13 protein-coding genes are annotated in these 11534 nt (G+C 69.5%); 4 read left to right on the top strand and 9 right to left on the bottom strand.

Going from position 1 to position 11534, the window contains the following annotated elements:
* Positions 1 to 12: 12 nt before the first annotated feature.
* Positions 13 to 1428, top strand: coding sequence for a DUF3352 domain-containing protein (locus Mth01_RS14110; protein ID WP_239089646.1), 1416 nt, complete (start codon positions 13 to 15; stop codon positions 1426 to 1428).
* Positions 1429 to 1485: 57 nt separating this feature from the next.
* Here the strand turns inward: Mth01_RS14110 and Mth01_RS14105 are convergent, their stop codons facing one another.
* The 5 genes from Mth01_RS14105 to clpS all read right to left on the bottom strand — a co-directional run bounded on the left by Mth01_RS14105 (position 1486) and on the right by clpS (position 4374).
* Complete coding sequence (locus tag Mth01_RS14105; protein WP_204016293.1) at positions 1486 to 2433, bottom strand: PLP-dependent cysteine synthase family protein; 948 nt, start codon at positions 2431 to 2433, stop codon at positions 1486 to 1488.
* Positions 2434 to 2730 (bottom strand): MoaD/ThiS family protein, encoded by a 297-nt coding sequence (locus tag Mth01_RS14100; protein ID WP_204016292.1) that lies wholly within the window; start codon positions 2728 to 2730, stop codon positions 2434 to 2436.
* A gap of 321 nt (positions 2731 to 3051) precedes the next feature.
* Complete coding sequence (locus tag Mth01_RS14095) at positions 3052 to 3465, bottom strand: Mov34/MPN/PAD-1 family protein (protein WP_204016291.1); 414 nt, start codon at positions 3463 to 3465, stop codon at positions 3052 to 3054.
* 21 nt (positions 3466 to 3486) lie between these two features.
* Entirely contained in the window at positions 3487 to 4011 is a 525-nt protein-coding gene (locus Mth01_RS14090; protein ID WP_204016290.1) for a DUF2017 domain-containing protein, read from the bottom strand.
* A 75-nt stretch (positions 4012 to 4086) separates the two neighbouring features.
* On the bottom strand, positions 4087 to 4374 hold the full coding sequence (gene clpS, locus Mth01_RS14085; protein ID WP_239089645.1) for an ATP-dependent Clp protease adapter ClpS: 288 nt from the start codon (positions 4372 to 4374) through the stop codon (positions 4087 to 4089).
* 45 nt (positions 4375 to 4419) lie between these two features.
* Between clpS and Mth01_RS14080 the strand changes: the two genes are divergently transcribed.
* The 3 genes from Mth01_RS14080 (at position 4420) to Mth01_RS14070 (ending at position 7118) form a co-directional block, all read left to right on the top strand.
* On the top strand, positions 4420 to 5709 hold the full coding sequence (locus Mth01_RS14080; protein ID WP_204016328.1) for a nicotinate phosphoribosyltransferase: 1290 nt from the start codon (positions 4420 to 4422) through the stop codon (positions 5707 to 5709).
* A gap of 100 nt (positions 5710 to 5809) precedes the next feature.
* On the top strand, positions 5810 to 6397 hold the full coding sequence (locus Mth01_RS14075) for an isochorismatase family protein (protein ID WP_204016288.1): 588 nt from the start codon (positions 5810 to 5812) through the stop codon (positions 6395 to 6397).
* A gap of 115 nt (positions 6398 to 6512) precedes the next feature.
* Positions 6513 to 7118 (top strand): hypothetical protein, encoded by a 606-nt coding sequence (locus Mth01_RS14070; RefSeq protein WP_204016287.1) that lies wholly within the window; start codon positions 6513 to 6515, stop codon positions 7116 to 7118.
* Between the two features lie 7 nt (positions 7119 to 7125).
* On the opposite strand, the gene Mth01_RS14065 is transcribed toward Mth01_RS14070, so the two are convergent.
* The 4 genes from Mth01_RS14065 to Mth01_RS14050 form a co-directional block, all read right to left on the bottom strand.
* Positions 7126 to 8880: a DEAD/DEAH box helicase gene (locus Mth01_RS14065; protein WP_204016286.1), complete on the bottom strand. Its 1755-nt coding sequence runs from the start codon at positions 8878 to 8880 to the stop codon at positions 7126 to 7128.
* A gap of 268 nt (positions 8881 to 9148) precedes the next feature.
* Positions 9149 to 9784 carry a hypothetical protein gene (locus Mth01_RS14060; protein ID WP_204016285.1) on the bottom strand — a complete coding sequence of 212 codons (636 nt, stop codon included), beginning with the start codon at positions 9782 to 9784 and terminating at the stop codon, positions 9149 to 9151.
* 357 nt (positions 9785 to 10141) lie between these two features.
* Positions 10142 to 11170, bottom strand: coding sequence for a zinc metalloprotease (locus Mth01_RS14055; RefSeq protein ID WP_204016284.1), 1029 nt, complete (start codon positions 11168 to 11170; stop codon positions 10142 to 10144).
* 83 nt (positions 11171 to 11253) lie between these two features.
* Positions 11254 to 11511, bottom strand: coding sequence for a DUF3039 domain-containing protein (locus tag Mth01_RS14050; RefSeq protein WP_204016283.1), 258 nt, complete (start codon positions 11509 to 11511; stop codon positions 11254 to 11256).
* Positions 11512 to 11534 lie beyond the last annotated feature (23 nt).

Here is an 11534-nt window from a genome sequence, read left to right as displayed (position 1 = left end):
ACCCGCAAGGGCATGCGCGGCTGGATCGTCGCGCTGGTCGCGGCGATCGTCGTGGGCGTGGTCGGGGGCGGCGGCGTGTGGGCCGCCGCGAAGCTCAGCGGCGGCGGCACCCAGCCCCACGAGGTGCTGCCCGGCAACGCGATCGCCTACGTGCGGATCGACCTCGACCCGGCCGCCAACCAGAAGATCGCTATGTTCGACATCGCCCGCAAGTTCTCCGCCACCAAGGAGACCTTCTCCGGTGACGATCCCCGTAAGGCGGCCTTCGAGGCGCTGCGCGGCAACGACCCGAAGCTCTCCCACGTGGACTACGCCAAGGACATCGAGCCCTGGCTGGGCGACCGGATCGGCTTCGCCGTGCTCCCGCCGGCCCAGAAGGGTGCGGATCCTGGTCCGGTGCTGGCCGTCCAGGTGAAGGACGAGGAAGCGGCCCGCGCGGGCCTGACGAGGATGAGCTCGGGGGCTGCTGAGCGGGAGCCGATGGGCATCGCGTTCCGCGACGGATACGCGATCGTCGCGCCGGACCAGAGCGCGGCCGACCGGTACGCCGCGACGCCGCCACTGTCGGAGGACAGCCGGTTCACCGGCGACATGGACGCGCTCGGCGAGCAGGGCGTGCTGTCCTTCTGGGGGGATCTCGCCCAGATAGCCCAGCTGAGCACTCCGCGCGAGGCCACTCCGGCGGCGCTGGAGTTGCTGAAGGACGCGCGTTTCGCCGGGGCGCTCAGGTTCGGCGACGACTACGCCGAGTTGACCGGCACCGCCCGCGGCACTGACGTGAAGACCGGCCAGACCGAAGCCGTCAAGCTCGGTGACCTGCCCTCCTCCACCGCCGCCGCCCTGGGCGTCACCGGACTGGGCACGATACTGCAGGACAAATGGGCCGATATTGAGAAGGCGTTGGGTTCACAGAGCAGGGCGCCCGAGCAGTACGGCCTCACGATGCCGGACGACCTGGTCACGCTGCTCGGCAAGAGCTTCACGCTCGCACTCGACGGTGAGGACCTGAACCTCGCCACGCCCCTGGGGGGTACCGGGCCCAAGGTCGGCACCATTCTGGAGACCGACCCGGCCAAGGCCGAGTCCGTGCTCGCCAAGCTGGAAGCCGCAGGCGCCGACGCCGGACAGGCCGCGCCGGGCAAGGCGCACGGCGACGGAAAGCTGATCTTCGCGACGTCTCAGGACTACGCCGACAAGCTCGCCACGGCGGGCACGCTCCGCGACAGCGAGAGCTTCCAGAAGGCCGTCCCCGGCGCCGATGACGCGGGCTTCGCCCTCTACGCCGACCTGGACAAGCTGGAGACTCTCTACATCAACGATCTGGAGGGCGAGGCGAAGGCGAACGTGGCGGTGCTGCGCGCCGTAGGGTTGAGCGGCACGATCACCGAAGGTGCGGCCGGATTCACCCTCCGCGTGGTGTTCAACTGATCCGACGAGGAGCGGACGTGATCACACGAGCCCGTGTGATCACGTCACCGGCTCGCGTCAGGCCCAGAGCTGTCCTTCGAGGCGGCTTTCGGCCTCATCGAGGGTGCCCTCGTACGCGCCGGTGGACAGGTACTTCCAGCCGCCGTCGGCGACGATGAACACGATGTCGGCCCGCTCGTCCGCCCGTACGGCCTTGGCCGCCATGCCCAGGGCCGCGTGCAGAGCACAGCCGGTCGAGATGCCGGCGAAGATGCCCTCGGTCGCCAGCAACTCACGGGTACGCCGCAGGGCGTCGGCCGAGGTGACCGAGTAACGCGTGGTCAACACCGAGGAGTCGTACAGCTCCGGGATGAAGCCCTCGTCCACGTTGCGCAGGCCGTACACGAGTTCGCCGTAGCGCGGCTCAGCGGCCACGATCTTCACATCCGGCACGTGCTCGCGCAGGTGGCGCCCGACGCCCATGAGCGTGCCGGTGGTGCCGAGACCCGCCACGAAGTGGGTGACGGTCGGCAGGTCGGCGAGGATCTCCGGCCCGGTGGACTCGTAGTGCGATCGCCAGTTGGCCGGGTTGCCGTACTGGTACAGCATCACCCAGTCAGGGTGCTCCTCGGCCAGTCGCTTGGCCACCCGCACGGCCTCGTTCGAGCCGCCCGCCGCGGGCGAGGAGATGATCTCCGCGCCGTACATGCGCAGGAGTTGGCGGCGCTCCTCCGAGGTGTTCTCGGGCATCACGCAGATCAGGCGGTATCCCTTGAGCCGGGCCGACATGGCCAGCGAGATGCCGGTGTTGCCGGAGGTCGGCTCCAGAATCGTGCAGCCGGGAGTGAGCAGGCCGTCCTTCTCGGCCTGCTCGATCATCCACAGCGCGGGCCGGTCCTTGACCGACCCGGTCGGGTTCCGGTCCTCCAGCTTCGCCCAGATCCGCACCTTTTCGGATGGCGAAAGGCGCGGCAGGCCGACCAGAGGGGTGTTCCCGACCGAGTCGATCAGCGAGTCGAAGCGCATCTAGCGGGCCCCACCGGCTGCACCCGCTCCGCCGGCGACGGCCGGCAGCACGGTCACGGTGTCGCCGTCGGCGACCGGGGTGCCCAGGCCGCCGAGGAAGCGCACGTCCTCGTCGTTCAGGTAGACGTTCACGAAGCGGCGCAGGCCGCTCGCGTCCACCAGGCGCTCTTTCAGGCCGGGGTGGTGCGACTCCAGGTCGCCGATGAGCTCCTCGAGCGTGGAGCCCGTGGCGTGGACCGCCTTGGCCCCATCGGTGTAGTTACGCAGGATGGTCGGAATACGGACCTCGACGGCCATCGCAGTCAATCTCCTCGTTCGGTGGTCATCATGGTTCGGTCGGGCGTCATGATCCGCTCGGCATCATGACAGGCAGGCTCCACTTGACTGGAACATGGTCGGGCCGCCGGGGATTCCGGGCTCAGCGACCGTGTTCAGCGAAGGGTCAGCGAAAGGGGCGGCTAAAGGGTCAGCTAAAGGCGTCAGCGACAGTCGTAGACGACGGCCCAGGGCGTATGCCCGAAAAGGAAATTCTGAACAGGGGACTCCGGGCGCACCCGGCGAGAAAGGACAGCCGGTGACGACATGGGGCGATCGTCATCGTTAGCCATAAGACGAAGTCTAACCGTACGCCTCTACGATCTTGACTTCCTCCTCGGTGACGACACCTTCGAGGATGCGGTAGGAGCGGAACTCTGGTTCGTCCGAAGCGGTGGAGACCAGGACATAGTGGGCGTCCGGCTCGGACGCGTAGCTGATGTCCGTACGCGACGGGTACGCCTCGGTGGCGGTGTGCGAGTGGTAGATCACCACGGGCGCCTCGTCCCGATCGTCCATGTCCCGCCAGACGCGGAACTGCTCCATCGAGTCGAACCGGTAGAACGTCGGCGAGCGCTCGGCGTTCTCCATCGGGATGAACCGTTCGGGACGGTCCGACCCCGCCGGCCCGGCCACCACGCCGCACGCCTCGTCGGGATGGTCGGCCCGGGCATGGGCCACGATCTTGTCGACCAGCTCGCGTGAGATCGTCAGCATGCGGGAAACCTACCAAAGGGACTACCAGAGAGCGCGGACCAGGGTGTCCTGCAGGTACGTCAGCCAGTCATAGGTCACGTAGGCCGGATAACGGGGATCGTCCTCGGGCATCTCCGCGATCTCCTCGTGGACCTCCTCGGTCACCTCCAGTCGCACGCCCAGCGCGAGCCGTACATCGTTGATGGCACGCAGCCACGCCTGGCCCTGCTCCACCGTGAGCTCCAACTGGCCGGGCGCCAGGGTCTCGAGCAGCGTCGTCGCGTCCGCGCGCTTGGCGTCCCGTAAGGTCGCCTCGGTGTAGCGGCGAAACTCGGCCGACGCCTCCTCGTCGTCGCCGTACGCCGAGGGGAACAGGCGGGCGAGCACGGGATCGGACGGCGCGGCCGGGGAGCCGATGCCGAGCGCCCGCTCCAGCGGGTCGTCCCCCGTGGCGCCGGGCTCGATCAGGCCGAGGATCTGCACTGCCAGCGACCGCAGGATCGACACCTCGCCCGGGTCGAGGTGGATCGAGACGCCTTCGCTCGTCGATCGGAAACCGGTGCTCATGCCGCCATTCTCGTTGGTCTGGTCCGCCACACGTCCCCCTCGGACGCGTGCTCATGTTTCCTGCTGGGCAGCGCCTTATTTGTCCTGCTGGACGGTTGCCCACAGGCCGTAGGAGTGGAGGATCTGGACATCCCGCTCCATCTCCTCGCGCGTGCCACTGGCGACCACGGCCTTGCCCTTGTAGTGCACGTCCATCATCAGCTTCTCGGCCTTCTGCCGGGGATAACCGAACACGGTCTGGAAGACGTACGTCACGTAGGACATCAGGTTGACCGGGTCGTTCCACACGATGGCGAGCCACGGCCGATCCGGACGGACGTCCGCCGACGGGCGCTCGACCTCGGCTGGAGCTGTACTACCCACGTAACCATCCTGCACCAAGCGAGTCGTAGTCTTCGACACGTGCGGATGCCCATGGGCACGGCCCTGTTGACCGACCATTACGAGTTGACCATGCTCGAGGCGGCGCTGGCGAGCGGCGCGGCGCAGCGGCGAGCCGTCTTCGAGGTCTTCGCCCGCAGGTTGCCGGGGGGACGGCGCTATGGAGTGGTCGCGGGGACCGCCCGGGTGCTCGACGCGCTGGAGGGTTTCCGGTTCGACGACGCCGACCTCGACTTCCTGCGGCAGGTGGTCGACGAACGGACCCTGGCGTTTCTCCGCGATTACCGGTTTTCCGGAAACGTGTACGGCTACCGCGAGGGCGAGGCGTTCTTCCCCGGCTCGCCGATCATGGTGGTGGAGAGCACGTTCGCCGAGGCCGTGCTGCTGGAGACCGTCATCCTGTCGATCCTCAACCACGACTGCGCCATCGCCTCCGCCGCCTCGCGCATGGCGCACGCCGCCGGTGCCCGGCCGCTGATCGAGATGGGCTCCCGCCGCACGCACGAGATCGCCGCCGTCGCCGCGGCCAGGTCGGCCTACCTGTGCGGCTTCGCCTCGACCTCCAACCTGATGGCCGGGCAACGGTACGGCGTTCCGACCGCCGGCACGGCGGCGCACGCGTTCGTCCTGCTCCACGACTCGGAGGAGGACGCGTTCCGGGCACAGCTCGACTCGCTGGGACGCGGGACGACCCTGCTCGTCGACACCTACGACGTGGCGGAGGCCGTACGAATCGCCGTCGAACTCGCGGGACCGGATCTCGGCGCGGTGCGGATCGACTCCGGAGACCTCGCGGCGATGGCCGAGGACGTGCGGCAGACACTCGACGGACTCGGGGCCAAGGAGACGAAGATCATCGTCACCGGCGACCTGGACGAGTTCGCCATCGCCGCGCTCGCCGCCGCCCCGGTCGACGGGTACGGCGTGGGCACCGCGCTCGTCACCGGATCGGGCCACCCGACGGCCAGCCTCGTCTACAAGTTGGTGGCCAGACAGGACGCCACGGGCGCGATGCGGCCGGTGGCGAAGCGGTCGGTGGGCAAGCCCAGCAAGGGTGGCCGCAAGTGGGCCTACCGGCGCACCGTCGGCGGGACCGCCACCGCCGAGATCATCACCGGCGCCCCGATCGAAAGCCGTCAGCCGGAGCAGAGCGAGGACCGGCCGCTGCTGGCCGAGCTCGTCCGCGACGGCGAGATCGTCGGCCGCGAATCCCTGGACGCCGCCCGGCGGCGACACCGAACAACTTTGACCGAATTGCCACTGATTGCGCACAGCCTCTCCCCCGGAGACCCGGCAGTCCCTACTATTTTCAAGTGATCGCGGGAGACCGGCGCATGAGGACGACGCCGGTCTCCCGCGATCGCAGAGATGGTCGCGGAGATGGTCGCGGAGATGGTCGCGGAGAAAAGGTGGTGCAGTGAAAACCGCACTCGTCATCGTCGACGTCCAAAATGACTTCTGCGAGGGCGGCAGCCTGGCCGTGAGCGGCGGCGCCGCGGTGGCGGCGGCCATCAGCCGACACGTCACCGACCGCGCTTCCACAACCCGTGCCTACGACCATGTGGTGGCCACCCGCGACTATCACATCGACCCCGGCACGCATTTCGCCGACGAACCCGACTATGTGTCCACCTGGCCGGCCCACTGCGTGGTCGGCACCTCCGGCGCCGACTTCCACCCGGCCTTCGACAGGGGGAAGGTGGAGGAGGTCTTCAGCAAGGGCGCTCACGAGGCGGCCTACAGCGGGTTCGAGGGAGCCACCGCCGACGGCGTCGGCCTCGCCGACTGGCTCCATGAGCGCGATGTCTCCGCCATCGACGTCGTCGGCATCGCCACCGACCACTGCGTGCGGGCCACCGCCCTGGACGGCGCCCACGCCGGCTTCGCCGTACGGGTCCTGCTGGACCTGACCGCCGGGGTGGCGAGGGAGACCACCGACACCGCCCTCGGCCAACTCGATGCAGCAGGGGTGGAACTGGTCGGGACTCCGGTGGTCCGCCCCTGATCCCCCGCCGAGCGGCTGAGAACGCCACGACGATCCGTGCCGAGGACACGCGGAACCCGAGCCGCGATGCTTATATTACTGAGGGTGACGAAACCCTCACGGATAGGCGGCTCGGATGTTCGCGCTCCTGCTCGGCCTCGCCTGGCTGATCCTGACCCCGGTCTGCGTCTGGCTGCTCTTCGGCCGTGACCGCTCGGGGTCCGTACGCGCCGCCGCGGTGGTCACCCTGGGAACGCTGCAGGTGGCGACGATGGTCATCGGCTTCGCCAACCGGCATCCGACCTCGACGGGCCCGGCCGGGCAAGCCCCGATCGCGGAGGCGCCGATCACGGGGGGCGGCGCGGGCGGCGCCGGTGTCATCGATGGGGCCACCTCGTCCTGTCCCCCGCGGATTCTGTCGCCCGAGGCCGTACGGCTGCACCGCAGCGGTGAAGCACTGAACGTGACCGTCTTCTGGAAGGCGGGCACTTCCCAGTGCGACGAGGCGGCGGTGGCGCTGCACCCCTCCGGGAAGCGGCTGGGCATCCTGCTGCGCGAGGGAGGCGCCGCCGGGGAGCCCCTGCCGGGGGAAACGCGCACGGCGCCGGTGCACGTCGCACAGGGCATGGCCTCCCTGCGCCTGCGCTTCACGCCTCGGCGGGGACATCACAAGAACTACGTCGCCGTCAACGTCCACACCGGCCGTCGGATCCCCAGCGCCCGGCCTGGGCAGTACCGCTGAGCGGTCTTCACTTCCGCTGCGTGGCCCACTTACGGATCAGCGCGATGCGCTCGCGGATCTGCTCGGCGGTCGCCTGTGCGATCGCCGGCCCCCCGCAGGCCCGGCGCAACTCGGCGTGGATCACGCCGTGCGGCTGGCCGGTGCGGTGGTTCCACGCACCGACCAGCCCGTTGAGCTCCTTGCGCAGCTCGTGCACCTGCTCGTGCGGGGCCAGGGCCGGCACGTCCTCCGGATCGGCCTGGGTCTTCCGCTTCGCCGCCTGCTGGTCGGCCTGGCGCTTGCGCAGCAGCGTCGCCACCTGGTGGGGCTCCAGCAGCCCGGGCAGGCCGAGGAAGTCCTCCTCCTCAGGCGAGCCGGGCGCGGCGGCCGTGCCGAACTCGCCGCCGTCGAACAGCACCCGGTCGAAGGTCGCCGACGCCTCCAGCGTCTGGAACGGCAACTCGTCGCCGACGGCGTCCGGCTGCTTCTTCTCCTGCCGGGCCTGCTCCAGCAGCAGGTCGTCCAGACCGTCGTCGTCGCGGCGGCGGCCGAGCACGTGATCGCGCTCGGCCTCCATCTCGCCCGCCAGTCCCATCAGCACGGGCACGGACGGCAGGAACACCGACGCGGTCTCGCCACGCTTGCGCGCCCGGACGAATCGCCCGACGGCCTGGGCGAAGAACAGCGGCGTCGAGGTGCTCGTCGCGTAGACGCCCACGGCCAGGCGTGGGATGTCCACCCCCTCGGAGACCATCCGGACCGCCACCAGCCACCGCCTGTCGGACGTGGCGAAGTCCTTGATCTTCTGGGACGCGCCCGGGTCATCCGAGAGCACCACCTCGGCTCCCTGACCCGTGACGGTCCGGATGTGCCGGGCGTAGGCGCGGGCCGACTCGTGGTCGGAGGCGATCACCAGGCCGCCGGCGTCCGGCACGCCGTGCCGCACCTCGCTGAGCCGTCGGTCCGCCGCCTGGATGACCTGGCGGATCCAGTCACCCTTGGGGTCGAGCGCGGCCCGCCACGCCTGGGAGAGCTGGTCCTTCGTGAGCGGAGTGCCGAGCGTCGCGCTGATCTCGTCGCCCGCGCGCGTCCGCCAGGTCATCTCCCCCGAGTACGCAAGGAAGATCACGGGCCGGACCACGCCGTCGGCCAGGGCCGGGCCGTACCCGTAGGAGTAGTCGGAGACGCTCCGCAGCGCGCCCTCGCCGTCCTCCACATAGGAGACGAACGGGATCGGGCTGTCGTCGGACCGGAACGGCGTGCCGGTCAACGCGAGCCGCCTGGTCGCGGGCTCGAACGCCTCGCGTACGGCGTCGCCCCACGACTTGGCGTCGCCGGCATGGTGGATCTCATCGAAGATCACCAGGGTTCTGCGCGCCTCCGTGCGCGCGCGGTGAAGCGCCGGGTGCATCGCGACCTGGGCATAGGTGATCGCCACACCGGTGTAGTCGCGCGAGGTGGCGCCCTGGCTGTTCTTGAACTCAGGGTCGATGCCGATGCCCACCCTGGCCGCCGCGTCGGCCCACTGCCGCTTGAGATGCTCGGTCGGCGTCACGATCGTCAGGGCGCGCACGATCCCGCGGCTGAGCAGTTCGCTGGCGATCCGCAGCGCGTAGGTGGTCTTGCCGGCGCCCGGCGTCGCCACGGCCAGGAAGTCTCGCGGCTCACGCCGGAAGTAGAGCTCGAACGCCTCCTGCTGCCAGGCGCGCAGCTTCGGCGCGGTGCCCCAGGCTGCTCGGTTGGGATAGGAGGGGGAGAGATGGGATGCGGCAGAAACGCTCAACGACGCCTCCCGTAGCTCGTCGGGACACCGCTGTCCCTGTCGGTTCGCCTGTCTCGCCTGTCTCCGCGAGTTGGTCGGCCTCTGCCGGTTCGCTTGTCGCTCTCGGTTCGCTCCCTCACAGTGCCCCCAGATTAGCCGGACGGACCGACAGCACGTGCCGTTCGGGCCGAAGAAGACCACGAACCTGGGCTGCGGTGAAAGGTCCCGATTCGGGAGTCGCACGACGTACGACCCCGGCTCCACGAGGCCCGCCTCGATGGGCGCCGGCTCAGTGAACGCCGGAGATCAGGGCGTCGATCTCCGCACGCGTCGCGGGCGCGTCGGGATGGGCGAGCGCGAGCATGACCGTGCTCTTGCCGTCGGGCCGGGTGAGCAACGTCACGCGCATGAACGCGGGCTCGTTCACCACGTCGTGGTACTCGGCCCGGACCGCCCGCGTGTGGCCGGGGCGCCCGTTGACCGTGACGGCGTGGTCGTCCACCACCTCGACGTCATCGCCGTGAAGCAGCAACCGGGCGTAGAGGTCGGTCAGGTCGATGACCGTGGACCGGAGGTTCGGCGGGTCGACGGGGTCCCCCGGTCTCGCCATGACCGTTGCCAGATCCCTGTGAGCGGCGACGGAGGTGAAACCGGTCACCGGTGCGACGACACCCTCGCTCCAGCCCGGCGGCAGCGCGTACGAGACTCCGGCGAGCAGATCGTCGACCACCCTGGGCGGCTCGCTTTCGGCGCGGCCCAGGACCGTCAGCACCACCGCACCGATCACGGTCCCGGCGGATAGGAACGCGAGGACGACGACGAGCAGGCGGCTCAGCCGGCGCGGCATGCGACGCGGCGGCCGGACCGGCATGCCGTACCTCTCCGCCGCGGGCGGCTTGTCCGGCAAGGCCGGATCACCGGACAAGGCGGGACCATCAGGCCGTACAGGATCAGCGGGCCAGGCGGGTTCACCGTGCCATACGGGATCAGCAGGCGATGCGGCCATCCCAGGCGACACGGAAACACCGGGCGATGCGGAAACACCGGGCGATGCGGGCACAGCGCGTCGTGCCGGGAGCTCTCGCGCCGACGTCTCCAGCGCCGGAGTCTCCCGCGCCGAGCCCTCCTGCCTTGGGGGTGGCCAGACCCGTCGGGTCCACTGATCCTCCACGCAACCTCCCGCACGAACGCTGTTGTGGAGTTAGTCACAACGGCGGTGCCTCGTCAACGGGCGACGGGAGATTGCTCCTCGAGCCACGGCCTCGGACGGCTCCCGCGGCACCTACCTGGCCCGGTCGGGATCGCGGTAGGCCGCCCACATCTTCCGGATCCGCGCGGCCTGACCGGTGGTGAACTCGCGCATGCAGCGGTCGTGCGAGTAGTCCATGAAGTTGTGCACCGGGTCGTCTCCCGGCGCCGGGCAGGTGTCCTTGCGCTTGGGGCAACCCATCGTGGCGTGCGCCTCCGGCGGCGTGTCGTCCACCGAGTCGCCGGGGGCGTCACAGCCGTTCTCGAACGTGTGCAACAGGCCCAGCCAGTGGCCGATCTCGTGGACTGCCGTGAAGCCCCTGTTGAAGTTCCGCAGCGGGCCGCCCGGCACGCTGCGCCAATCGATCACCACGCCGTCCAGGCCCGGCTTATCCCCATACCAGTAGGGATAGGTGGAGTAGCCGAGCACGAGCTCCCCGAGTTGCGCCATGTAGAGATTCAGCGTCTCTGGACCGCCGACGCGCAATTTGTCCTTCAAGGCCGCCTCGTTGCCCAGTGGGTCGCGGAACCATGCGTGGTTCTCGGTGTGGGTCACGCCCTTCAGATCGAACCGGACGCGGGTGTCGACACCGCCGAACTTGCCGCCATAGGCCTCGTTGAGCGCCTGCACCTGCCGGTCGACCGCGCTGTCCGGGAGGCCGAGCATGCCGTCTTTGATGATGTGCACCCACAACGGCACCCGGATCTCACCCGGTTCGGGAGCGTGCGAGCCCGATCCGCCGCCATGCCGGGCCGCGTGCGCCCCGAACAGTACGCCGAGCCGACGGCGCAGGTCGGCGTTCATCCGGGCGACCGCCGCGGGACCCGGCAGACGCGGCTCCAGGGCATGGCTGAGCCTGAGCGCGCGGCCACGATCGCGGGTGCGGGCACGGCCGCGCACTCCGTGGGGAGCCACGACTCCGCGGACGCGACCGCCGCCGGCCTGGCGTTCCTGTTTCTGGCATTCGCTCGGAGCAGCGGCGGACGCACGGGCCATGGACGCACGGGCCACGGCGGGGTCGCCGCCCACCACGAAGAGACAAGCAAGGCAGACGGCGATCACGCCCCGGGCCATACGTTCCCCCGTTACGGCTGGTCAGGAGGTCGACGTTAGCCGTCCCGGGGGTCATGATCCCGTATCGACACTCACTCGCCGGAAGGTTCGCCCTTCGGCAGGCCCTCGTAGATCTCCTTGCACTCCGGGCAGACGGGGTACTTCTTCGGATCGCGACTGGGCACCCACACTTTGCCGCAGAGAGCTCGGACCGGACTGCCGGTCACATAACTCTCTGTGATCTTGTTCTTGTCGGCGTAGTGAGAGAACCGCTCGTGGTCGCCATCGCCATGGGAGAGCCGCGGCGCGACTTCGCTCTCGGGAAGAATCTTCGTGCTGCTCACGGTCATCGAGTCTACTTAGCGCGAGAGCC

This window comes from Sphaerimonospora thailandensis, assembly GCF_016863115.1.
Classification (GTDB): domain Bacteria; phylum Actinomycetota; class Actinomycetes; order Streptosporangiales; family Streptosporangiaceae; genus Sphaerimonospora; species Sphaerimonospora cavernae.
This window is presented reverse-complemented; position numbering and strand designations above follow the sequence as displayed.

Bases quoted from the DNA above. Each gene is read 5' to 3' on its own strand.
- Mth01_RS14050 (WP_204016283.1), bottom strand. From the start codon at position 11,511: ATGACCGTGAGCAGCACGAAGATTCTTCCCGAGAGCGAAGTCGCGCCG.
- Mth01_RS14080 (WP_204016328.1), top strand. From the start codon at position 4,420: ATGCCCATGGGCACGGCCCTGTTGACCGACCATTACGAGTTGACCATG.
- Mth01_RS14110 (WP_239089646.1), top strand. From the start codon at position 13: ATGCGCGGCTGGATCGTCGCGCTGGTCGCGGCGATCGTCGTGGGCGTG.
- Mth01_RS14090 (WP_204016290.1), bottom strand. From the start codon at position 4,011: ATGAGCACCGGTTTCCGATCGACGAGCGAAGGCGTCTCGATCCACCTC.
- Mth01_RS14100 (WP_204016292.1), bottom strand. From the start codon at position 2,730: ATGGCCGTCGAGGTCCGTATTCCGACCATCCTGCGTAACTACACCGAT.
- Mth01_RS14105 (WP_204016293.1), bottom strand. From the start codon at position 2,433: ATGCGCTTCGACTCGCTGATCGACTCGGTCGGGAACACCCCTCTGGTC.
- Mth01_RS14095 (WP_204016291.1), bottom strand. From the start codon at position 3,465: ATGCTGACGATCTCACGCGAGCTGGTCGACAAGATCGTGGCCCATGCC.
- Mth01_RS14070 (WP_204016287.1), top strand. From the start codon at position 6,513: ATGTTCGCGCTCCTGCTCGGCCTCGCCTGGCTGATCCTGACCCCGGTC.